This window comes from Mesorhizobium sp. WSM4871 (assembly GCF_055811295.1).
Genome location: NZ_JBVVPU010000003.1, coordinates 392,806 through 412,124, shown reverse-complemented (window position 1 = coordinate 412,124; position 19,319 = coordinate 392,806). Strand labels below are relative to the sequence as shown.

Genomic DNA, 19,319 nt, shown 5'->3' with positions numbered 1-19,319 from the left:
GAACCTTTCATTGGAGCTTGCGGCTCCGTTGTCCGGTCTTCACCCGTCTCATGCAGGCCCACATGAATTAAGGCCCCCCTTTTCAAACCAAGGCTCGGGCCGCCTGCAATCTCGGACAGGATGTCCGGAAGCCTTCCGACTTCCGGTACCGGGCCGCCGACAGGTCGGAGGCCCGGAATTCTTTTTCGGATCAGCCCTTTAGCGGCCGATCCGGGTCATTCGTATCAGGACGCCGCGAGCGTCGAGACGTCGAGCTTGAGGCCCGGGCCCATCGTCGAGGTGACCGACACCTTCTTGACGTAGTTGCCCTTGGCGCCAGCCGGCTTTGCCTTGGTCACCGCGTCGGCGAAGGCGCGGACGTTCTCTTCCAGCGCCGTCACGTCGAACGAGACCTTGCCGACGCCGGCATGGACGATACCGGCCTTCTCGACGCGGAATTCGACGGCGCCGCCCTTCGATGCCTTGACGGCGGCGGCCACGTCGGTGGTGACGGTGCCGACCTTCGGGTTCGGCATCATGCCGCGCGGGCCGAGCACCTTGCCCAGACGGCCGACCAGCGGCATCATGTCCGGCGTGGCGATGCAGCGATCGAAGTCGATCGTGCCCTTCTGGACGATCTCGACCAGATCCTCGGCGCCAACGATATCGGCGCCGGCAGCCTTGGCTTCCTCGGCCTTGTCGCCACGTGCGAACACGGCGACGCGGACCGAGCGGCCGGTGCCGTTCGGCAGGTTGACCACGCCGCGGACCATCTGGTCGGCATGGCGCGGGTCGACGCCGAGGTTCATGGCGACTTCTATGGTCTCGTCGAACTTCACCGAGGAGCGATCCTTGAGCAGCTTCAGCGCTTCACCCAGCGCGTAAGCCTTGTTGGGATCGATGCCTTCGCGGGCCTTCGATACGCGTTTTGCAATCTTTGCCATGATCTCAGCCCACCACTTCCAGGCCCATCGAGCGGGCGGAGCCCTCGACCATGCGCATGGCCGCCTCGACGTCGTTGGCGTTCAAATCCTTCATCTTCTGCTCGGCGATGGCGCGCACCTTGTCGCGGCCGATCGTGCCGGCCTTGACCTTGCCCGGCTCCTTCGAGCCCGACTTCAGGTTCGCGGCCTTCTTCAGGAAGTAGCTCACCGGCGGCGTCTTCATGACGAAGGTGAACGACTTGTCCTGGTAGTAGGTGATGACGACCGGGATCGGAGAACCTTTTTCCATTTCCTGGGTCTGCGCGTTGAACGCCTTGCAGAACTCCATGATGTTGATGCCGCGCTGACCAAGCGCCGGGCCGATCGGGGGCGACGGCGTAGCCGAGCCCGCGGCAACCTGGAGCTTGAGCTGGCCTGCAACTTTCTTAGCCATCTCTATTCCTGCCTTTGTCTCATGCCGGCCCCACTATCGGGGAAACGCCGGCGGTTGCAGTCTGGTGGTGCGGTTCGTGCGGCCGGCTAAAGCCGCATTCGCCTCCCACCCGTTCAGGCCGCGCGTTTTTTCCGCGCCGCCTCCTTGCCGCCAACCGGCGGCGAGGATTTCGGATCAGCCCTTCTCGACCTGTCCGAATTCGAGATCGACGGGCACGGCGCGCCCGAAGATCGAAACTTCCACCTTGAGCCGCGCCCGCTCCTCGTCCACTTCCTGGACGAAACCGTTGAACGAGGCGAACGGACCGTCCGAAACGCGGATCGCCTCGCCGATCTCGAAGGTGACCGAGGGCTTGGGCCGCTCGACGCCTTCCTGCACCTGGTTCAGGATGCGCTGGGCCTCGGCTTCGGTGATCGGCACCGGCTTGGAGTCGCCCAGGAAGCCGGTGACCTTCGGCGTGTTCTTCACCAGCGAGAAGATCGCATCGGTCAGATTGGCCTTCAGCAGCACATAGCCCGGGAAGAACTTGCGCTCGGCATCGACCTTGCGGCCGCGGCGGATCTCGACGACCTTCTCGGTCGGCACCACGATCTGCTCGATGTCGGCGGACAGGCCCTTCTGCTTGGCCTTGTTCTCGATATCCTCGGCGACCTTCTTTTCAAAGTTCGAATAGGCGTGGACGATGTACCACCGCGCAGTCATCTCAAGACTTCTCCGTAATCGCCGGACTTAGCGTCCAAGGCTCAGAATCCACTCGATCGCATAGCCCATGGCCACGTCGGCGCTGAAGAAAAAGATCATCGCAATCAGGGCGAACGCCAGGACCATCACCGTCGAGATCATCGTTTCGCGACGCGACGGCCAAGTCACCTTGGCGGTCTCCGAGCGAACCTGCTGGAGAAAGACGAAAGGATTTGTGGTTTTCGAAGCCATGTGCCGCTCTGTCTTCAAGACCCGTTGGCCGGGTCTCCTGGATGATCCCGCTGGCCGGGACGTGCCGCCTGAACCTCATGGCCGCGCCGAATCAGCGCAATCATTTCGCCCATGCAAATCGGACGCGTAAAGCCGGCTTCCCAGCTCCACGCGTCGCGTGTCTGTTTCGTCTACATAAAACCGATTCTTGATCCACGCAAGTGGCAAGTGTCCGCTTTATGACCAAACGCCGCCTCGGAACCATCCAGTCGTCCCGTCCCGGCTATGGGGTTCTTATGCCTCAACTCAGCCTATATGGCAAGTCATCGGCCGATTTTCAAAGGCCGGTTCCTGGAAACCGGGCTTTTTCCGAGAAATCGCCATTTCGCAGAAATGGCACGGGCAGCAGGGCTCGAACCTACGACCTGCGGTTTTGGAGACCGCCGCTCTACCAACTGAGCTATGCCCGTATCGTGCGCATGTCGGCGCAGCAGGCGCTTCCTAAAAGCTTCCGCGCGCGCTGTAAAGAGCGGCGTGTGGCCATGGGCGGTGGAAAACAGGGGGCAGCAGCCTGCTCCACTATTGGACGCCCGGCTGATGGGCAGGGACGATAGCGGAAGGATCGTGGCGAACTCAACCTGCCTCGATGGCTAGTTTGGTCGGCGACGCTACAGCTTCGGGGGCGTTGCGGCCTCGGCATTGGCCGACGGCGTGACCCTGCAATTGTCGGGCTTCGGCACCGATCTGCAGATGGTGGCGCCGGTCAGTTCGTCCACCGATTGGCGTCCCGTCGTCAACCCGAGCTTCAGCATCGTGTCAGGTTCGAGTTGGTGCTGGGCTGAGTGGCGCTGAATTGCGGTGAACAGATCCCGGCCAATCGCCATGTCGTCGAGATAGGCCTCAACCTGCCGCGCTTGCCCCACTGACTGGATGCTGAGGCGTGCTCTGGGGCCGACAAGGCGCCTGACACCGCCGGCGACCATGATCGCACAGGCCGAGCTACATTCGCCACCTGAATCGATGGTAAGCCCGGCATGGATGCCATCCAGCCCGGCATGGACTCCATCCGCGGCGATGCAACCCACCGCCCGGGGATCACAGTCGACGAAATCGGTTCGGGCGACGGAAACGTCGAGCTTTTGCTCCCGGATCAGCCGGCCGGCCGCAATGGCGCCGAGCACGTCGCCTCCAGGCGAGCTGATCACCACGGGCAGTCTTCGCCCACTGAGGGTATCGAGCAACTTGCGCAGCCTTTCAGGGGTCCCCGCAGTGATCGTGCCTTCCGCCGAAATCCACTCCGGGCAATCGGGATTGCACAGCGGGTTGCTGCCGCGAACGAGGGCGAAGCGCATCTCCGCCTCTTCCTTTGGCGGCACGGTCGCAGCCGGCTGCGGAATCTCGGGCTTGGCTTCGGCCGTCGGCACGTCGGCCGGCTCTGCGCCCTTGTTCGCCGGTATTTCCCGGCAATTCGCCGGTACCGGAGTTGCCTTGCATATGGTCGGCGTGGTCAGGAGGTCGAGGGAATCGAGGCTGGTGACCAGGTTCGTCTGCAGCATGTCGTACGGGGCCAGTTGCTGGATGCCGCTGGCCGGGGTGTTCTTCATCGTTTCGAGCACGCCGAGGCCGACGCCCATTTCCTTGAGATAGGCCGCCAGCTTCTTCTCCACCGCCTTGCTCATCTCGTAGGTCTTGTAGCTGCCGGCGTTCTTGCGGCTGACGATCTTCTTGTCGATGATCTTCTTCTTGCCTCTCACGACGCGATAGGTGGTCCGGTACTGCAATTTCGTCCGGATGTAGGTCGTGGTGATCTGATGGACGCCGAGATAGGCCCACTGCCCTACAACGCGCCTGATGCCACCGGCAAACATCAACGGGCAGGCTGAATTGCAGATAGCGCCGTTGGCATAGGGATTGCCGAAATAGCGGGCGCCCTTGCCGTCGTTTTCCTTGCAGTCCTTGGCATCCGGCTGACACCCAGTGAACCGGGTCTTGCCAACCGCGATATCGAGCTTGTTCTTACGGATCAGTCGGCCAAGCGCCAGCGCCGCCTCGACGTGGCCGCCGGGAGAATCCACGACGACAGGCAGCTTTCGGCCGCGGAGCGCCTTGAGCGTGCGTTTGAACCGAACCGGCGTGCCGGCCTCGATCGTGCCCTCCGCCGATATCCATTCCGGGCAGGTCGGCTCGCAACCCGGTGCATTGCTGCGGACGACGACAAACCGCATCGTCGGACCAAGATCGGGCACGGGCTTCTTTGTCTTCGCCGCGAAGGCGGCGTGCCCGATGACACAGAACGACACCAGGCAGATCAGCCTGAGCGACCACCATGTCCGGCCATTCAAACGATGCCACCAACCCATTTGGGCAAGCCCCCTCGATACAACCTATACTAGTTGCGGTGGCGGCGCTTGCAACAGGTTTTGAAATGACGGCTTGCCCGCTTCCAAGAGGCTGTAACGCAAGGCCACAATGCAAAAAGGGCGGCCCGAGGACCACCCTTTCTGTTTGGATTCCGGCGAAGGCCGGCGCCAATTACTCTTTGATGGTGACGACGATGCCGGCACCGACGGTGCGGCCGCCTTCACGGATGGCGAAGCGCAGCTTCTCTTCCATGGCGATCGGCACGATCAGCTCGACATCGACCGTGATGTTGTCGCCAGGCATCACCATCTCGGTGCCTTCCGGCAGCGACACGATGCCGGTCACGTCCGTCGTGCGGAAGTAGAACTGCGGACGGTAGTTGGTGAAGAACGGCGTGTGACGGCCACCCTCGTCCTTGGTCAGGATGTAGGCTTCGGCCACGAACTTCTTGTGCGGCTTGACCGTACCGGGCTTGGCCAGAACCTGGCCGCGCTCGACACCTTCACGGTCGACACCGCGCAGCAGCGCGCCGATGTTGTCGCCAGCCTGGCCCTGGTCGAGCAGCTTGCGGAACATCTCGACGCCCGTGCAGGTCGTCTTGGTCGTCGGACGGATGCCGATTATCTCCAGCTCCTCGCCGACCTTGACCACGCCGCGCTCGACGCGGCCGGTCACCACCGTGCCGCGGCCCGAGATCGAGAACACGTCCTCGATCGGCATCAGGAACGGCTTGTCCAGCGGACGAACCGGGGTCGGGATGTAGGCGTCGACCGCAGCCATCAGCTCGCGGATCGCGTCCTCGCCGATCTTCTTGTCCGAATCTTCCAGAGCGGCCAAAGCCGAACCCTTGACGATCGGAATGTCGTCGCCGGGGAACTCGTTCTTGGTCAGGAGCTCGCGCACCTCGAGCTCGACCAGTTCGAGCAGCTCAGCGTCGTCGACCTGGTCGACCTTGTTCAAAAACACCACGATCGAGGGCACGCCGACCTGGCGGGCCAAAAGGATGTGCTCGCGCGTCTGCGGCATCGGACCGTCGGCGGCCGACACCACCAGGATCGCGCCGTCCATCTGCGCCGCACCGGTGATCATGTTCTTCACATAGTCGGCGTGGCCGGGGCAGTCGACATGGGCATAGTGGCGGTTGGCCGTCTCGTATTCGACATGCGCCGTCGAGATCGTGATGCCGCGCGCCTTCTCCTCGGGCGCCGCATCGATCTGGTCATAGCGCTTGTATTCGCCAAAATACTTGGTGATCGCCGCCGTCAGCGACGTCTTGCCATGGTCGACGTGACCAATCGTGCCAATGTTCACATGAGGCTTAGTGCGCTCGAATTTACCTTTTGCCATAGTCTCTTTCCTTGGACGGCCTGGACCTTCAGTTCAGTCGAATGCGGGGCGATTAGCGACAACGGCCGGAAAACACAAGTGCCTTGTGGCGAAGCGCTTACCCGCCCGGTCTGAACCCATGATCCGATTTTCGGGGGATGTGGCGCGGATATAGGAACGCCAGCCGGGAAATGAAATAGGCAGGCGCCCGACCCGTCGAAGGCCGCATTGCCACCTGCCCTTGCCGGAATCACAGCGCAAGCCTGGCCCATTGCCGCCGCGGCATCCGTCTGATTTGTTCGACCGATGCAGTTCATTCCCAGCTCCATTCGCGGCCCGCTGTTCATGATCGTCTCGACCGGGTCGTATCTGGTCAACGATACGATGATGAAGCTCGCCACCGTTGGCCTGCCGCCCTACGAGGTGCTGTTCCTGCGCGGCATGGCGGCCACGCTGTGGGGCATGCCGCTGTTGTTCCTGCTCGGCTATAGCAGGCAGATCCCGCTGATCTTCGACGGGAAGGTCCTGCGCAGGAACCTGCTCGAGCTGGGGGCGATCCTTTGCTACGTGGTGGCGCTCGCCAACATGCAGATCGCCGATTCGACCGCGCTGGGGCAGATCACGCCGCTGCTCATGCTGGTCGGCTCCTCGATCCTGTTCGGCGAGCGGATCGGCGGCATGCGCATGGCGCTGATCGGGCTAGGCTTCATCGGCGCGCTCATGGTGGCGCAACCGACGATGCAAGGCATCTCGGTCTATGCGGCGCTGGCGCTCGGCAATGCGGCGCTCGCCGCCGCGCGCGATCTCGCCGGGCGCAAGGTCGCCGCGGAAGTGCCAGGCATGATTGTCGCCATTTCCGCCGTCGTGGTGGTGCTGGCCGGCTCGGGCATCGCGCATGTTGCGACCGAGCAATGGGCGGCGCCCGCGGGCCGTCATCTGCTGCTGATCGCCGGCGCCGGGCTGTTCCTGATCTTCGGCCATTTCTTCATCTTCATGGCCTATCGCGTCGGGCCCACGAGCGCGGTGGCGCCATTCTATTACAGCTTCACCGTCTGGGCGGTCATTTCGGGCCTCGTGGTGTTCGGTCAGTTCCCGAATGCGCTGGCGGTCTGCGGCATCCTGCTGGTGGTGGCCAGCGGGCTGACCATCGTGTCGCTCGACGAGCGCAAGCGCCGGCTGGCCGTCGTCGCCTAGGCTGTGCTCAGCCATGCGGTCGATTAGCTGAATGGAGAGGCCAGTGACCAGCCAGAAGAATGCCAGCAATCACACGCTCACCGGAAAATGCCTGTGCGGCGCCGTTCACTACGCGGTGGCGGACGAGTTCATCTACGCCGCGAACTGCCACTGCTCGAACTGCCGGCGCACGACCGGCTCTGCCTTCAAGCCGTTTGCCGGTATCGAGCGGGAGAAGCTCAGCCTGACCAGGGGCGAGGACAATCTGCTGATCTTCGGCGACGAAACCAACCATAATGTGCACTGCAAATCATGCGGTTCGCTGCTCTATTCGGTCGTCCGCGACGGCGTCTTTGTCCACGTCGCGATGGGGACCCTCGTCGACGAACCGGCCATCCGCCCGACGCAGCATATCTTTGTCGGCTCCAAGGCAAAGTGGTTCACAATCACCGACGACCTGCCCCAATATGAAGAACATGTGACGGATAGCTAGGGCAAAGCGGCCTCGGCGGTCGTCAAAAAAACGAGTGTTGAAGCTGTCATGTGCAGCATGTAGGCGGCGATGTAGTCGGGAACGGGCGCTGGGGTAGAACCTTGCCCGTGGCCGCTGAGTTTGTTCCGACCTGTCGGAATACTACTCTCCAACAAAGAGCGCAGAGAGGTTAGCTGGGTTTGCCAAAATGATGGCACCAACCCGTTGTCGAAGCACACCTGAAGAAGTTTGCTGGCTGTGTCAGATGGGCTGTACTGCCAGCGTCGTTTGTCGCAAATGGCTTTCATTGTACTCTCAAAGGACTTTAGGCAGTCGTTTAGAGCTTCCTTATTTTTTCCGTGCCGGTAGTGATCGTATGCACTTATGAACTCCTCATGGGCACCTTTATACATGCGGGTGTTCAGAAGGCGAAGAGCCGGCTTCACTGCCTCTGCATGAATCAGCTCGGAGTCGACTCTGATGATTTCTCCATCAATAAACTGGAAACCAACTCCATGCTCCTTAAATCTTGTGTTAAGTTCGGCAAGCGCTTCGTCTGCAAGTTCCGAATAGTTTGGACGGTGCAAATACTCCCACTTGCGGGTCAGTTTGTCGACAACTTTAAAGCTTATTTCAATAACATCTAAAGCTTTTTCGTTGTCACTCGCATTCATAAAAAATGTTAATAATTCCTCCATATAGTTTGTGATTCTTCTGTTAGTAGTAGGAGGGAGAGTAAATATACCATACTCCTTGCATAGTATTTCTACTATCGCCTTGTAGGTCTCCAGCGGAGCGCCTTCATGCAAATCCGATCCGCTGCCGAGAGTCGCTGACAGAATTTGTACAATTTGGACCCGTAGTCCGTTTGGGATCGAATCATACTGATAGATGTCAGGAAATTCGCCGCGTATCCGCTTCTGGCGTTTCGAGAAAATGTCAAAGACCCCCATCGAACTTCCCCTAGGCCAAACACGCTACAATACCACAATACACCCTGTTTATTGATGTTTCGCGTTGCGCGCATAACTTCCCACAACCTTTGGCACCCAGTGCGACATCCACTTGGTCACCTTGCAGCCAAGCCCCCCAAGAGTAGCTGCTGAGTATCAAGTGTTAGAAAAGCTCAACCAAATTATCGTTTCGTTTTCGCATTCTTCTTCAAAGAAATTATAGTGATTCCGTTCGCCAGATTTGTTGCGGGGATTTGCTGTGGCGCTGCCGCCGGACTGGATCCCCAACGTTCCGATGAAGCGGGTCGTCTGCCATTGGACGGCCGGCTCGCATTCGGCGTGCGAGACCGACAAGGACGCCTATCATATTCTGGTCGAGGGCAATGGCGGCCTCGTCAGGGGCCGGCCTTCCATTGCGCTCAATTCCGGCAGGGTAAAACCGGGGTACGCTGCCCACACGCTCAACTGCAACAGCGGCTCGATCGGCGTTTCGCTCTGCTGCATGGCCGGAGCGGAGGAACGGCCATTCAGCGCCGGCCGCTACCCCATGACGAAGACACAGTGGGATGCGCTGGCCATCGTCGTCGCCGAGCTCTGCAAATATTATCGCATCAAGGTCACGCCCAGGACGGTGCTCTCCCATGCCGAGGTCGAAAGCACGCTGGGCATCAAGCAGCGCGGAAAATGGGATTTTGCCCGGCTGCCCTTCGACCCGTCGGTCGTCGGCCCGAGAGCCTGCGGCGACCGGTTGCGCAAGGATGTGATGGCGGCAATGGGCGCGATGCCCAATCTGCCGGTCAGACCCGGGCGTGACACGGCCCTCGAAACAGCCATCAGGCGCCTGCTCGATGAATTGTGGCCAATCCTCGCCAAAGGGCTCGCCGCCGGCTTCAACACGCTGGTGCGGGAGATCTTGAAGCGGATGAGGTAGACAACGCCAATGATCTGGGCAATGCGCTGGGTCCACAGATCATCCGCGAAATCGCGCAAAGGTCGGGGATGAGCGAGCAGGATGTGCTCAAGCAACTGTCCGCTGCCTTGCCTGGCATCGTCGACAAGCTGACGCCGAACGGACAGGTGCCGCCGCAGCATCAGGTTGCATCCGCCTTCAACAGCTAGAGCACGCCTTGATTTTGTAATGGGAAACTGGAGCGGGTAGCGGGAATCGAACCCGCATATTCAGCTTGGAAGGCTGCTGCTCTACCACTGAGCTATACCCGCGCCTTGTACTGAAGTACCGGATTCACCCGAAAAGCGCCATGCACTTTCGGTCCGATGCTTTCACGTTTCAGGGCTTCCGGGCCGGCAGTGGTGGAGAGGGTTGGATTCGAACCAACGTAAGCTAAGCTAACGGATTTACAGTCCGTCCCCTTTAACCACTCGGGCACCTCTCCAGTCTGCCGCCGGAGCCATGCAACGAGGCATTCTCACCGATCAGGGAGGAAACCTCTGGTTTTCTCCGAAATCAGCGAAGCGCCTTATGGCGGCAAGGCCATTGGGTGTCAACCGCGCAGCCAGGCTTTTTCGCTGTTGTCCGGCATCCGCGGCGACGTGCCATATCCTTAGCCGAAAGAGGCGGTTATAGAAGCCAGCCATGAGCAACAAGACCGGCACCCCGAAAGACACCCATTACGCCAAGCTGCGCCGCGCCCACCGCGACGAGAAGGCCGGCGCCCCGGCATTCCGGCCGCGCCAACCGGTGCCGCCTGGCGAAAGCGTTGGCGACGGGCTGGTGCGGCTCTACGGCCTGCACACGGTGCGGGCGGCGCTCGACAATCCGCGCCGCAAGATCAGGAAGATGCTGGTGACGCGCAACGCCGCCGAGCGGCTGGCGATCGCCGATCTCGCCGCCTTGCCCTTCAAGGCCGAGCTGGTCGAGCCCAGGGAGATCGACAGGATCACCGGTTCGGACGCCGTGCATCAGGGCGTGCTGGTCGAAGCCGAGCCGCTGAAGCCGAAACGCCTCGATGCGCTCGGCGACACCCACCTGGTGCTGGTGCTCGACCAGGTCACCGATCCGCACAATGTCGGCGCAATCCTGCGCTCGGCGGTCGCTTTCGGCGCCGGCGCACTCATCACCACCGCGCGCCACAGCCCGCAGGAATCCGGCGTGCTGGCGAAATCCGCCTCCGGCGCGCTGGAGCATATCGACCAGATCGAGGTGAAGAACCTCGCCGATGCGCTTGGCCAGCTTCACGAGGCCGGATTCCAGACCATCGGTCTCGATTCGGATGGACCGGCGGAGCTCGAAAAGAGCTTTTCCGGCGACAGAATAGCGCTGGTGCTCGGCGCCGAAGGCAAGGGCCTGCGCCAGAAGACGCGCGAGACGGTGACGACGCTGGCCCGGCTCGACATGCCCGGCGCCATCCGCTCGCTCAACGTGTCGAACGCCGCGGCGGTGAGCCTTTATGCGGCGAGGAAGTTTCTTGGGTGAATAGTGAATGGTGAATGGTGAATGGTTGCTAAGACCAGATACGTTTCTGTCTAGCTATTGATTTCTATTCACTATTCACCATTCACCATTCACCATTCACTATTCACTATTCACTATTCACCCACTTCATGCCCCGCCATCCGCTCCAGTGCCCTGACCAGTGCCGAATGGTCTTCCTTTGCTCCACCGTTCGCCGCGCAAGAGTTGAACAATTGCTGGGTCGTCGAGGTGTTGGGAAGTGCTACGCCAAGCGCCTTTGCCCCTTCCAGCGCGAGATTGAGATCCTTCTGGTGCAGTTCGATGCGGAAGCCCGGCGCGAAGGTGCGCTTGACCATGCGCTCGCCATGCACTTCGAGGATGCGCGAGGCTGCCAGCCCACCCATCAGCGCCTGCCTGACCTTGGCCGGATCAGCGCCGGCTTTTGACGCAAAAACAAGCGCTTCGGCGACGGCTTCAATGGTCAACGCGACGACGATCTGGTTGGCGACCTTGGTGGTCTGGCCGACGCCGTTCGGTCCCACCAGGGTGATGTTCTTGCCCATCTTCTCGAAGACGGGCCTGGCGCGTTCGAAGGCCTTTTCCTCGCCGCCGACCATGATGGTCAACGACGCCGCCTTGGCCCCGACCTCGCCGCCGGACACCGGCGCATCGAGATAGTCGCAGCCGAGATCGTTGATCTTGCTGGCAAATTCCTTGGTCGCGATCGGCGAGATCGAGCTCATGTCGATGACCAGCCTGCCCTTGGCGAGGCCGGACGCGACGCCCTTGTCGCCAAACAGCACGTCGGCCACCTGCGGGGTGTCAGGCACCATGGTGATGATGATGTCGGCGGCTTTGGCCACGGCATCGCGGCCGGTGACGGTCTTCAGGCCTTTGACAACGAGCTCGGCCGGCGGCTTAGAACGGTGGTCGCTTGCCACGACTGTGTAGCCGGCATCCAGCAAGTGCCCCGCCATCGGCGCGCCCATGATGCCAAGGCCGATGAAGCCGATGGTTTCCATCTCTAGTCTCCTGAAAATCTTTGTTCGAATTCATTCAGAGGTCGGCGCTGCCCCTAATCCGCCTGCCGGCACCTTCTCCCCGTATAGTGACGGGGAGAAGGGTAGCGCTCCAACGCTGGCGCCCCCTCTCCCCGTCTCTATACGGGGAGAGGGTAAGGGTGAGGGGCAGCGCAAACGTTGAAGCAAATCCCAGCACTTAAACCGCAGCACTCCCCTGCCCGGCCAATTCCTTGAACCAGGCCAGCCCGGCTTCCGTCCCGGCCTTCGGCTTGTACTCCGCGCCGACCCAGCCGGAATAGCCAATGCGATCTATGTGCTCGTACAGGAAAGGAAAATTGATCTCGCCCGTCCCCGGCTCGTGACGGCCGGGATTGTCCGCAAGCTGGATATGGGCGATGCGGTCGAGATTGGCCTCGATGGTACGGGCGAGATCCCCCTCCATGATCTGCATGTGATAGATGTCGTATTGCAGGAACAGGTTCTTCGAACCAATGCGGTTGATCAGCGCCAGCGCCTGGTCCGAATAGTTGAGAAAAAAGCCCGGAATGTCGCGCGTGTTGATCGGCTCGATCAGAAGGCGAATGCCGGCCTGCTCCAGCTTCTCAGCCGCGAAGGCGAGGTTGTCGGCAAAGACGTTTTCCAGGACCACACGATCGGCGCCCTGTGGCGCGATGCCGGCGAGGCAGTTGACCTGCTCGCAGCCGAGCGCATGGGCATAGGTGATCGCCTTGGCGATACCTTGCCGGAATTCCGGCACGCGATCCGGCAGCACGGCGATGCCGCGCTCGCCTTTTGCCCAGTCGCCGGCCGGCAGGTTGAACAGCACTTGGCTGAGGCCGTTGTTCTTCAGCCTGGCCGCAACGACATCGGGCGCATGGTCATAAGGGCCGACATATTCGACCCCCTTGAAGCCGGCGCGGGCGGCCGCGTCGAAGCGGTCGAGGAATTCATGCTCGCCAAAGAGCATCGATAAATTGGCTGAAAAACGCGGCATTCTTTTTCTCCTTTTCTCCGCAGATCTTAGTCCAACATCACAATCGCGGTTGGAGCATCCTCATGGCTTTCGGCAAGCTCCTCGAATTCGGTAATCTTGTCGATTTCGGTGCCCATCGAAATATTGGTAACGCGTTCGAGGATGAATTCGAGCACGACCGGAACCTGATGTTCCTTCATCAGCCGCTGCGCCTGCTTGAAGGCCGAAGCGAACTCTTCCGGTTTGCGCACCCTGACCGCCTTGCAGCCCATCGCCTCGGCAACGGCTACATGGTCGACGCCATAGCCGGCCTCGGCATCGTCCTTCCGGTTGATGTTCTCGAAGGCGAGGCTGACCTCGAAATCCATGGAAAAGCCGCGCTGCGCCTGGCGGATCAGGCCGAGATAGGCGTTGTTCACGACGACGTGGATGTAGGGCAATCTGTGCTGCGCGCCGGCGGCCAGCTCCTCGATCATGAACTGGAAATCATAGTCGCCGGACAGCGCCACGATGGTGCGGTCCGGGTCGGCGGCGCGCACTCCAAGCGCGGCCGGCAGCGTCCAGCCGAGCGGCCCGGCCTGACCGCAATTGATCCAGTTGCGCGGCTTGTAGACATGCAGGAACTGCGCCCCGGCGATCTGCGACAGGCCGATCGTGGTGACATAGGTGGTGTCGCGGCCGAATGCCTTGTTCATCTCCTCATAGACGCGCTGCGGCTTCAGCGGCACCTGGTCGAAATGCGTCTTGCGCTTCATCGTCTTCTTGCGCTGCTGGCACTCTTTCGCCCAGCCCGACCAGTCGCGCAGCTTTCCGGCCGTCTTCCACTCGGTGGCGACATCGAGCAGCATCTTCAGCGCAGCACCCGCATCCGAGACGACGCCGAGATCCGGCGCGAAGACACGGCCGATCTGCGTGGGTTCGATATCGACATGGATGAATTTCTTGCCCCTGGTATAGACGTCGACCGAACCGGTGTGGCGATTAGCCCAGCGGTTGCCGATGCCGAAGACGAAATCGGCTTCGAGCATCGTCGCATTGCCATAGCGATGCGAGGTCTGCAGCCCGCACATGCCGGCCATCAGCCGGTGGTCGTCGGGGATCGCGCCCCAGCCCATCAGCGTCGGGATGACAGGCACGCCGGTGATCTCGGCGAATTCGATCAGGAGATCGGACGCGTCGGCATTGATGATGCCGCCACCGGCGACGATCAGCGGCTTTTCAGCTGCGTTGAGCATCGCCAGCGCCTTCTCGGCCTGGGCGCGCGACATCGCCGGCTTGAACGGCGCCAGCGGCTCATAGGCGTCGATGTCGAACTCGATCTCGGCCAGTTGCACGTCGACCGGCAGGTCGATCAGCACCGGTCCCGGTCGTGATGAACGCATCAGGTGAAACGCCTTCTGCAGCGCCATCGGCACCAGATAGGGCTCCATGACGGTGACAGCCCATTTCGCCACGGGCGCCGCGATCGCGGCGATATCGACGGCCTGGAAATCCTCCTTGTTGAGCCGCGCCCGCGGCGCCTGGCCGGTGATGCACAGGATGGGGATCGAATCCGCCGCCGCCGAATAGAGCCCGGTGATCATGTCGGTGCCGGCCGGGCCGGAGGTGCCGATGCACAGACCGATATTGCCCGCCTTGGCCCGCGTATAGCCTTCAGCCATATGCGAAGCGGCCTCGACATGGCGCGCCAGGATGTGGCGGATCGAGCCCCTCGCCTTCAGCGCCGAATAGAGCGGGTTGATCGCCGCGCCCGGCACGCCAAAGGCACAGGAAATGCCTTCCTTTTCGAGAACGAGAACCGCAGCGTCGACAGCGCGCATCCTGGCCATAGCAAGCCTCCGCAAATGTGTTGATGGCCAAGGATGACAGCGCTCCCACTATTTTTCAATTTTTTCAGAATATTTTTTCATTTCTAAGAAGATGACAGTATCCACTGATTTTATTGTGCTTTCCGTTTTCCAGAAATCGATCTGCCCTGGCCGGTGAAAAACTTTTTCATTGCGTGTTTGGCGAGATTTGGCGACAATGACGCCATGGAAACGAGCGAAAAACGTCAGCGTGGCCGGCCCCGCTCCTTCAATGGCCCCGCCGAGGCCACCTCGGTGCAGTCGCTCGACCGGGCGCTGCGCATCCTTGCCATCGTCGCCGAAGGCAGCGGCCTGTCGCTGAGCGAGATCGCCGCCAGTTCCGGCCTGGCGGCGTCCACCGCCTACCGCATGCTGACGACGCTGGAGAACCACGGCATGGTCGAATTCGACGGCACCGACCAGCTCTGGTCGATCGGCGTCGAGACCTACCGCATGGGCGCGGCGTTCCTGCGCCGCCGCAAGCTGGTCGATCGCGCCCGCATCGTCATGCAGGAACTGATGGAGAAGACCGGCGAGACCGCCAATCTCGGCGTCGCCGAGGACGATTGTGTCGTCTTCGTCAGCCAGGTCGAGACGCATCAGGCGATCCGCGCCTTCTTCCGGCCGGGCACGCGCAGTTCCTTCCATGCGTCGGGCATCGGCAAGGCGGTGCTGGCGCATCTGGATCCCGACCGTGTCGCCACCATCCTGCGCAAGGCCGGGCTGGAGCGCTTCACCGAAAACACGCTTTCCGACATCTCCGCGCTGGCGCACGATTTGGTGAGAATCAAGCTGCGCGGCTGGTCGGTCGACGACGAGGAACGGCATCCGGGCATGCGCTGCGTCGCCGCCGCCATCTTCAACGAGTTCGGCGAGCCGATCGGCGGCGTTTCGGTCTCGGGCCCGACGGTGCGGGTGACGCCGGAGCGGCTGGCCGAGATCGGCCCGCTGGTGCGCGAAGCCGCAACGGAAATAACCAGGATGATCGGTGGCCTGCCGCCCCCTTCTTCACCAAGCCGCGCCGCCGAACCGGCTTCACTCTTCGAGATTGGCGCAGCGCGTTCGCCTTGACAGCGGCCCGGCTACGGCCAAGGTTGCGTCCATCTTCCGCCAGCCGAAAAGACGCATGAGCCTCCAGTCCGTCAAAGCCTTCTTCGCCGAACATGCCCCCGACATCGAGGTGATCGAAACGCCGACAAGCTCAGCGACCGTCGCGCTCGCGGCCGAGGCGCACGGCGTCGAGCCGGGGCAGATCGCCAAGACCATCTGTCTGCGCGTCGGTGACCGCGTCATGCTGGTCGTCGCCCGCGGCGACGCGCGCATCGACAACCGCAAATCTCGCGATGCATTCGGCGGCAAGCCGCGCATGCTCGATGCCGGGCAGGTGGCCGAGATCACCGGCCATCCGGTTGGCGGCGTCTGCCCCTTCGGCCTCGCCTCGCCGCTGCAGGTCTATTGCGACGTATCGCTGCGCGCCTATGACCAGGTCGTGCCGGCGGCCGGCGCAACCAATGCGGCGGTCAAGATCGGCGTCGAGCGCATGGCCCGGCTGGTCGGCGCTGAATGGTGCGACATCTGCCAGGATGGTCGGAGCTAGGCCCCGGGCACGGCGCTCCTGGTCGATAGGTCGTAGAAGTCAAGCAGCATCGCCAGCCCAACTCCGCAGGCGGTGAAGATGAGGCCGGCGATGAAGATGCGGTTGGCGCGTTCATAGACGCGTCGCTGTAGGGCCGTTGTGTCGAGCAGCAACCGCAGCGCTCGTATCTGCAAGGCAATGCCGATCAAAATCGGCACGACGGCTGCCAGGTGATAGATTTCCCAAGGGATCGGGTTGGCGGCCCAATGCGTGATGAAACCCAGCGAGAAAGCCAGTAGAATGCCGACGGTGGTGATCGTGCCGTTGCGGAAAAGCGTCTCAATCCGCTCTTCCTTGGGTTCGTGCTCGTCCAAGCGTCCCTCCCCCTCTTGTGGCTTCATCGCCAGACTAAGCTGTCGAAAAATCCCTGTACATCCCTCGCTGGAACCGGTTGCGGTGCCGGGTTCAACATCGCAACCCAGACTGCAGAAAAGGGGCAGCGGGGTGCCCCTTTTCTTTTGCCTGAAACGGTCCACCTCTCTCTCAAAGCCGGCAATAGCGGCGATAACCGTCGTAGCCGACATAGGTGTCGGTGTAGGGATCGTAGCTCTGGTAGCGATCGAGGCAGCGGCGGACATGCCAGGAACCGCCCTCTTCCTCGATATAGACGGTGCGCGGCTGGGCAATTGCTGTGCCGAGCAGGAAGCCGCCGACGCCGGCGGCGATGCCGATGCCAAGGTGCCTTCTGTGATGACTGCCATGAGCAGCCGAAGGCTGAATGGTGCCGGCCAGCATGGCGGCGGCGACGGAGGTGGCGATGAGGCCGGAAATGAAAGTGCGCATGATGGTCTCCTTGCTTCGTTGCGAGAGGCGATCCATCCGCCCCTTGACCATCAGTCGTGTCGGCAAGGAAAAAGGTTCGAAGAGTTTTTGGAGATTTTTTCGAACGGAGAAAATCGACCGGCCCGAGGTCGCGCTGACGGCAAGGTTAGTTTGACCACGCAACAGATTGGCGAGGGCGTTGATCACGGCCAATCTCCCCCCTTGCGGGGGAGATGTCCGGCAGGACAGAGGGGGGTGCTGTCCCGCCGACCTGTAAATCAATCGTAGTTACATCCTTCGGGTTCTCTTGGCGAAGCCTGGATCTCGAAAGTTAGCGATCCTTCCCACCCCCCTCTGCCCTACCGGGCATCTCCCCCGCAAGGGGGGAGATCGGCAGCTTCACCGGCGGCGCCAACCCGGACGCAAAAAAAGGCGGCCGAAGCCGCCCTTTCACGAACCGGGTCACCTGATCAAGGATGATGATCACCTTGCCGTGCTTGTGGTGCTGGTGCGTGAGTAGTGAGATGCGTGCCATGACGCGCTGCGATTCACTACCGACTACCGACTACTGACTCTTTTCACCGCTTCATCCCATGCCGGTGACGTGGCGCAGCCAGAAGGCGAGCGCGATGAAGCCGACGATCGTGGTAACCCCGGTCCAGTCGATATTGGCATTCTTCAGGTCCCGGATGAGTTTCACCATGAGAAGCCAGGCCACCACGACGATCGGCAGAATGATGATGAGTCTGATCATGCGACACCCTCGCGCAAGCGATTGCACCTCAACCAGATATAGGAAGCGAATGCCGTTTTCAGGATGCCCTCCCCGGCGGCTCATGCACCACTGCCGATAACCGAAAATGGAGTTTTGTCTTTACTCGCGCAACAAATATGCTACCGGAGCGCCGTGCCCTTGTAGCTCAGCTGGTAGAGCAGCGGTTTTGTAAACCGAAGGTCGGCGGTTCGATTCCGTCCGGGGGCACCAGTAAAATCAATAAGTTAAGTGCGATAATTGCGTACGACAGATATGAGAGGATGTGCCCACGGGTATCCTCAGGGGTGAACGCCGCATTGGCTCGACCGATACAGAACCTCATTGAAAAGGAACTCCCGCTGGCGGCACCAAATGGTCTGCAATTACCGAAGCGAAAGCTACAGAAGCAATAATCCAGACACGCCCCACAAAAAACGAAAGCCTGCAGCAAGGCTGAAAAAAAGCGCCGCCGAGCAAAGCATCGCTACACCTCTTACGCGCACAACATTAGTAGTTGGTGCGTGGTGAGGCAGAACCCCAAATGCATAAAGAGCAATTGCTAAGGCGAATACCGCCCAAAGCGCCGACAAGAACAGGCTGTATCTAAGCGAGAACTCCATCGCTCCATTCTTCAACGCAATGAAAGCACCAAGACCTGCAAGAATAACCGACGCCCCTGTTATAACTGCGCTTAGCTGTGCTGATATGAAGCTTGCGCCGAGCGCTCTTTCATCAACAGTCTCAGCCTGAGTGGGAGGAACGTAAGAAAGCCAGTGCCAATTTAGCAGCAAAAGCCACAAGACGGCTGCGCCAACGTCCCAGTATGGAAAATTGTCAATAATTGAAGCAGCAGTCATTTCACGTTGTCCAATGCCTTAAGATTAATAACCTCATCGAAATAGCCCTTACTGTCTGTCGGCCAAGTCGACTCAACCGCTTTAGTTCCGTCACCACTATCGATGAGGCTAGGAAGTTCGATTGCGAGCGGCCCTACTGCAGTGCGTATCTCGTGGCGGACCATTCCGTTGCCGAACGCTCGGAAAGCTTGGGGCCAATATGGTTCCGCCAATGGCGGCTTATTCGGTGGGAAGACGCACCAAGCAGAAAAGGCCGCACGGAAATCTGAATCCGATGGATTTTCTCTGCCATTTTTCAAGGCTATCCCTTTTGCGGCCTCACCTACAGCCGCAATCAGTCCCACGTATTTTCCAACTTGCTCCGGAGTTGCGGCGCCCCACTCTATCCCAAGGCGATCTGCCACTGGATACTCGGCTGCAATCCTCTGAATTTGTTCGGAAATAATGATTGGTCCGTTTTCTTGCGCGGTTGCATCAGACATAACAGCAACCCAAGACAGGA

21 protein-coding genes, 4 tRNA genes and 1 pseudogene are annotated in these 19,319 nt (G+C 60.9%); 8 read left to right on the top strand and 18 right to left on the bottom strand.

Annotated features, from left to right (window positions below):
• Positions 1-224 precede the first annotated feature (224 nt).
• From rplA to tuf, 7 genes are all read right to left on the bottom strand, one after another.
• Complete coding sequence (gene rplA, locus AC0L2H_RS08635) at positions 225-923, bottom strand: 50S ribosomal protein L1 (RefSeq protein ID WP_473589821.1); 699 nt, start codon at positions 921-923, stop codon at positions 225-227.
• 4 nt (positions 924-927) lie between these two features.
• Positions 928-1,356 carry a 50S ribosomal protein L11 gene (rplK, locus tag AC0L2H_RS08630; RefSeq protein WP_006202140.1) on the bottom strand — a complete coding sequence of 143 codons (429 nt, stop codon included), beginning with the start codon at positions 1,354-1,356 and terminating at the stop codon, positions 928-930.
• A 174-nt stretch (positions 1,357-1,530) separates the two neighbouring features.
• Positions 1,531-2,058 carry a transcription termination/antitermination protein NusG gene (nusG, locus tag AC0L2H_RS08625; RefSeq protein WP_008875655.1) on the bottom strand — a complete coding sequence of 176 codons (528 nt, stop codon included), beginning with the start codon at positions 2,056-2,058 and terminating at the stop codon, positions 1,531-1,533.
• 27 nt (positions 2,059-2,085) lie between these two features.
• A complete protein-coding gene (secE, locus tag AC0L2H_RS08620; RefSeq protein WP_473589820.1) occupies positions 2,086-2,289 on the bottom strand; it encodes a preprotein translocase subunit SecE in 204 nt (67 codons plus the stop codon).
• Between the two features lie 373 nt (positions 2,290-2,662).
• Positions 2,663-2,738: transfer RNA gene (locus AC0L2H_RS08615), tRNA-Trp, on the bottom strand.
• Positions 2,739-2,936: 198 nt separating this feature from the next.
• Complete coding sequence (locus AC0L2H_RS08610; RefSeq protein ID WP_473589819.1) at positions 2,937-4,628, bottom strand: COG3904 family protein; 1,692 nt, start codon at positions 4,626-4,628, stop codon at positions 2,937-2,939.
• Positions 4,629-4,800: 172 nt separating this feature from the next.
• Positions 4,801-5,976: an elongation factor Tu gene (tuf, locus tag AC0L2H_RS08605; protein ID WP_256753628.1), complete on the bottom strand. Its 1,176-nt coding sequence runs from the start codon at positions 5,974-5,976 to the stop codon at positions 4,801-4,803.
• 285 nt (positions 5,977-6,261) lie between these two features.
• Between tuf and AC0L2H_RS08600 the strand changes: the two genes are divergently transcribed.
• Complete coding sequence (locus tag AC0L2H_RS08600) at positions 6,262-7,149, top strand: DMT family transporter (RefSeq protein WP_473589818.1); 888 nt, start codon at positions 6,262-6,264, stop codon at positions 7,147-7,149.
• Positions 7,150-7,180: 31 nt separating this feature from the next.
• Complete coding sequence (locus AC0L2H_RS08595) at positions 7,181-7,621, top strand: GFA family protein (protein WP_473589817.1); 441 nt, start codon at positions 7,181-7,183, stop codon at positions 7,619-7,621.
• On the opposite strand, the gene AC0L2H_RS08590 is transcribed toward AC0L2H_RS08595, so the two are convergent.
• On the bottom strand, positions 7,618-8,553 hold the full coding sequence (locus AC0L2H_RS08590; RefSeq protein WP_473589816.1) for an STM4504/CBY_0614 family protein: 936 nt from the start codon (positions 8,551-8,553) through the stop codon (positions 7,618-7,620). The genes AC0L2H_RS08595 and AC0L2H_RS08590 overlap by 4 nt on opposite strands.
• Positions 8,554-8,812: 259 nt before the next feature.
• Between AC0L2H_RS08590 and AC0L2H_RS08585 the strand changes: the two genes are divergently transcribed.
• Entirely contained in the window at positions 8,813-9,484 is a 672-nt protein-coding gene (locus AC0L2H_RS08585; RefSeq protein WP_473589815.1) for an N-acetylmuramoyl-L-alanine amidase, read from the top strand.
• Positions 9,439-9,672 (top strand): annotated as a pseudogene (locus AC0L2H_RS08580) (YidB family protein); the annotation flags it as partial. The gene AC0L2H_RS08585 and the pseudogene AC0L2H_RS08580, both read left to right, overlap by 46 nt.
• Before the next feature lie 28 nt (positions 9,673-9,700).
• On the opposite strand, the gene AC0L2H_RS08575 reads toward AC0L2H_RS08580, so the two are convergent.
• Together AC0L2H_RS08575 and AC0L2H_RS08570 are read right to left on the bottom strand one after the other, a co-directional pair.
• Positions 9,701-9,774, bottom strand: a tRNA-Gly gene (locus AC0L2H_RS08575).
• Between the two features lie 88 nt (positions 9,775-9,862).
• Positions 9,863-9,947 (bottom strand) — tRNA-Tyr (locus tag AC0L2H_RS08570).
• Between the two features lie 200 nt (positions 9,948-10,147).
• Between AC0L2H_RS08570 and AC0L2H_RS08565 the strand changes: the two genes are divergently transcribed.
• Complete coding sequence (locus tag AC0L2H_RS08565) at positions 10,148-10,987, top strand: TrmH family RNA methyltransferase (protein WP_473589814.1); 840 nt, start codon at positions 10,148-10,150, stop codon at positions 10,985-10,987.
• A gap of 113 nt (positions 10,988-11,100) precedes the next feature.
• Here AC0L2H_RS08565 and AC0L2H_RS08560 read toward each other — a convergent pair whose 3' ends face one another.
• The 3 genes from AC0L2H_RS08560 to gcl form a co-directional block, all read right to left on the bottom strand.
• Entirely contained in the window at positions 11,101-11,988 is an 888-nt protein-coding gene (locus AC0L2H_RS08560) for a 2-hydroxy-3-oxopropionate reductase (RefSeq protein ID WP_473589813.1), read from the bottom strand.
• Positions 11,989-12,184: 196 nt separating this feature from the next.
• The gene (gene otnI, locus AC0L2H_RS08555; protein WP_473589812.1) at positions 12,185-12,982 is read right to left on the bottom strand and encodes a 2-oxo-tetronate isomerase; all 798 of its coding nucleotides are present in this window, start codon (positions 12,980-12,982) and stop codon (positions 12,185-12,187) included.
• 26 nt (positions 12,983-13,008) lie between these two features.
• Complete coding sequence (gene gcl, locus AC0L2H_RS08550; protein ID WP_473589811.1) at positions 13,009-14,790, bottom strand: glyoxylate carboligase; 1,782 nt, start codon at positions 14,788-14,790, stop codon at positions 13,009-13,011.
• A 204-nt stretch (positions 14,791-14,994) separates the two neighbouring features.
• Here gcl and bhcR point away from each other — a divergent pair, with 204 nt between their 5' ends.
• On the top strand, positions 14,995-15,879 hold the full coding sequence (bhcR, locus tag AC0L2H_RS08545) for an HTH-type transcriptional regulator BhcR (RefSeq protein ID WP_473589810.1): 885 nt from the start codon (positions 14,995-14,997) through the stop codon (positions 15,877-15,879).
• 55 nt (positions 15,880-15,934) lie between these two features.
• A complete protein-coding gene (locus tag AC0L2H_RS08540; RefSeq protein WP_473589809.1) occupies positions 15,935-16,405 on the top strand; it encodes a YbaK/EbsC family protein in 471 nt (156 codons plus the stop codon).
• Here AC0L2H_RS08540 and AC0L2H_RS08535 read toward each other — a convergent pair.
• From AC0L2H_RS08535 to AC0L2H_RS08525, 3 genes are all read right to left on the bottom strand, one after another.
• Complete coding sequence (locus AC0L2H_RS08535) at positions 16,402-16,758, bottom strand: hypothetical protein (protein ID WP_473589808.1); 357 nt, start codon at positions 16,756-16,758, stop codon at positions 16,402-16,404. The genes AC0L2H_RS08540 and AC0L2H_RS08535 overlap by 4 nt on opposite strands.
• A gap of 169 nt (positions 16,759-16,927) precedes the next feature.
• A complete protein-coding gene (locus AC0L2H_RS08530) occupies positions 16,928-17,227 on the bottom strand; it encodes a BA14K family protein (protein WP_473589807.1) in 300 nt (99 codons plus the stop codon).
• A 565-nt stretch (positions 17,228-17,792) separates the two neighbouring features.
• Positions 17,793-17,960, bottom strand: coding sequence for a hypothetical protein (locus AC0L2H_RS08525; protein ID WP_473589806.1), 168 nt, complete (start codon positions 17,958-17,960; stop codon positions 17,793-17,795).
• 155 nt (positions 17,961-18,115) lie between these two features.
• Between AC0L2H_RS08525 and AC0L2H_RS08520 the strand changes: the two genes are divergently transcribed.
• A tRNA-Thr gene (locus tag AC0L2H_RS08520) sits at positions 18,116-18,191 on the top strand.
• A gap of 167 nt (positions 18,192-18,358) precedes the next feature.
• Here AC0L2H_RS08520 and AC0L2H_RS08515 read toward each other — a convergent pair.
• Positions 18,359-18,817, bottom strand: coding sequence for a hypothetical protein (locus tag AC0L2H_RS08515; protein WP_473589805.1), 459 nt, complete (start codon positions 18,815-18,817; stop codon positions 18,359-18,361).
• A complete protein-coding gene (locus AC0L2H_RS08510; RefSeq protein WP_473589804.1) occupies positions 18,814-19,299 on the bottom strand; it encodes a hypothetical protein in 486 nt (161 codons plus the stop codon). The genes AC0L2H_RS08515 and AC0L2H_RS08510 overlap by 4 nt, the downstream gene beginning before the upstream one ends.
• Positions 19,300-19,319: the final 20 nt, after the last annotated feature.

Coding starts and splice junctions, on each gene's coding strand:
- rplA (WP_473589821.1), bottom strand. CDS start 923: ATGGCAAAGATTGCAAAACGCGTATCGAAGGCCCGCGAAGGCATCGAT.
- rplK (WP_006202140.1), bottom strand. CDS start 1,356: ATGGCTAAGAAAGTTGCAGGCCAGCTCAAGCTCCAGGTTGCCGCGGGC.
- nusG (WP_008875655.1), bottom strand. CDS start 2,058: ATGACTGCGCGGTGGTACATCGTCCACGCCTATTCGAACTTTGAAAAG.
- secE (WP_473589820.1), bottom strand. CDS start 2,289: ATGGCTTCGAAAACCACAAATCCTTTCGTCTTTCTCCAGCAGGTTCGC.
- AC0L2H_RS08610 (WP_473589819.1), bottom strand. CDS start 4,628: ATGGGTTGGTGGCATCGTTTGAATGGCCGGACATGGTGGTCGCTCAGG.
- tuf (WP_256753628.1), bottom strand. CDS start 5,976: ATGGCAAAAGGTAAATTCGAGCGCACTAAGCCTCATGTGAACATTGGC.
- AC0L2H_RS08600 (WP_473589818.1), top strand. CDS start 6,262: ATGCAGTTCATTCCCAGCTCCATTCGCGGCCCGCTGTTCATGATCGTC.
- AC0L2H_RS08595 (WP_473589817.1), top strand. CDS start 7,181: ATGGAGAGGCCAGTGACCAGCCAGAAGAATGCCAGCAATCACACGCTC.
- AC0L2H_RS08590 (WP_473589816.1), bottom strand. CDS start 8,553: ATGGGGGTCTTTGACATTTTCTCGAAACGCCAGAAGCGGATACGCGGC.
- AC0L2H_RS08565 (WP_473589814.1), top strand. CDS start 10,148: ATGAGCAACAAGACCGGCACCCCGAAAGACACCCATTACGCCAAGCTG.
- AC0L2H_RS08560 (WP_473589813.1), bottom strand. CDS start 11,988: ATGGAAACCATCGGCTTCATCGGCCTTGGCATCATGGGCGCGCCGATG.
- otnI (WP_473589812.1), bottom strand. CDS start 12,982: ATGCCGCGTTTTTCAGCCAATTTATCGATGCTCTTTGGCGAGCATGAA.
- gcl (WP_473589811.1), bottom strand. CDS start 14,790: ATGGCCAGGATGCGCGCTGTCGACGCTGCGGTTCTCGTTCTCGAAAAG.
- bhcR (WP_473589810.1), top strand. CDS start 14,995: ATGGAAACGAGCGAAAAACGTCAGCGTGGCCGGCCCCGCTCCTTCAAT.
- AC0L2H_RS08540 (WP_473589809.1), top strand. CDS start 15,935: ATGAGCCTCCAGTCCGTCAAAGCCTTCTTCGCCGAACATGCCCCCGAC.
- AC0L2H_RS08530 (WP_473589807.1), bottom strand. CDS start 17,227: ATGCGCACTTTCATTTCCGGCCTCATCGCCACCTCCGTCGCCGCCGCC.
- AC0L2H_RS08525 (WP_473589806.1), bottom strand. CDS start 17,960: ATGATCAGACTCATCATCATTCTGCCGATCGTCGTGGTGGCCTGGCTT.
- AC0L2H_RS08515 (WP_473589805.1), bottom strand. CDS start 18,817: ATGACTGCTGCTTCAATTATTGACAATTTTCCATACTGGGACGTTGGC.
- AC0L2H_RS08510 (WP_473589804.1), bottom strand. CDS start 19,299: ATGTCTGATGCAACCGCGCAAGAAAACGGACCAATCATTATTTCCGAA.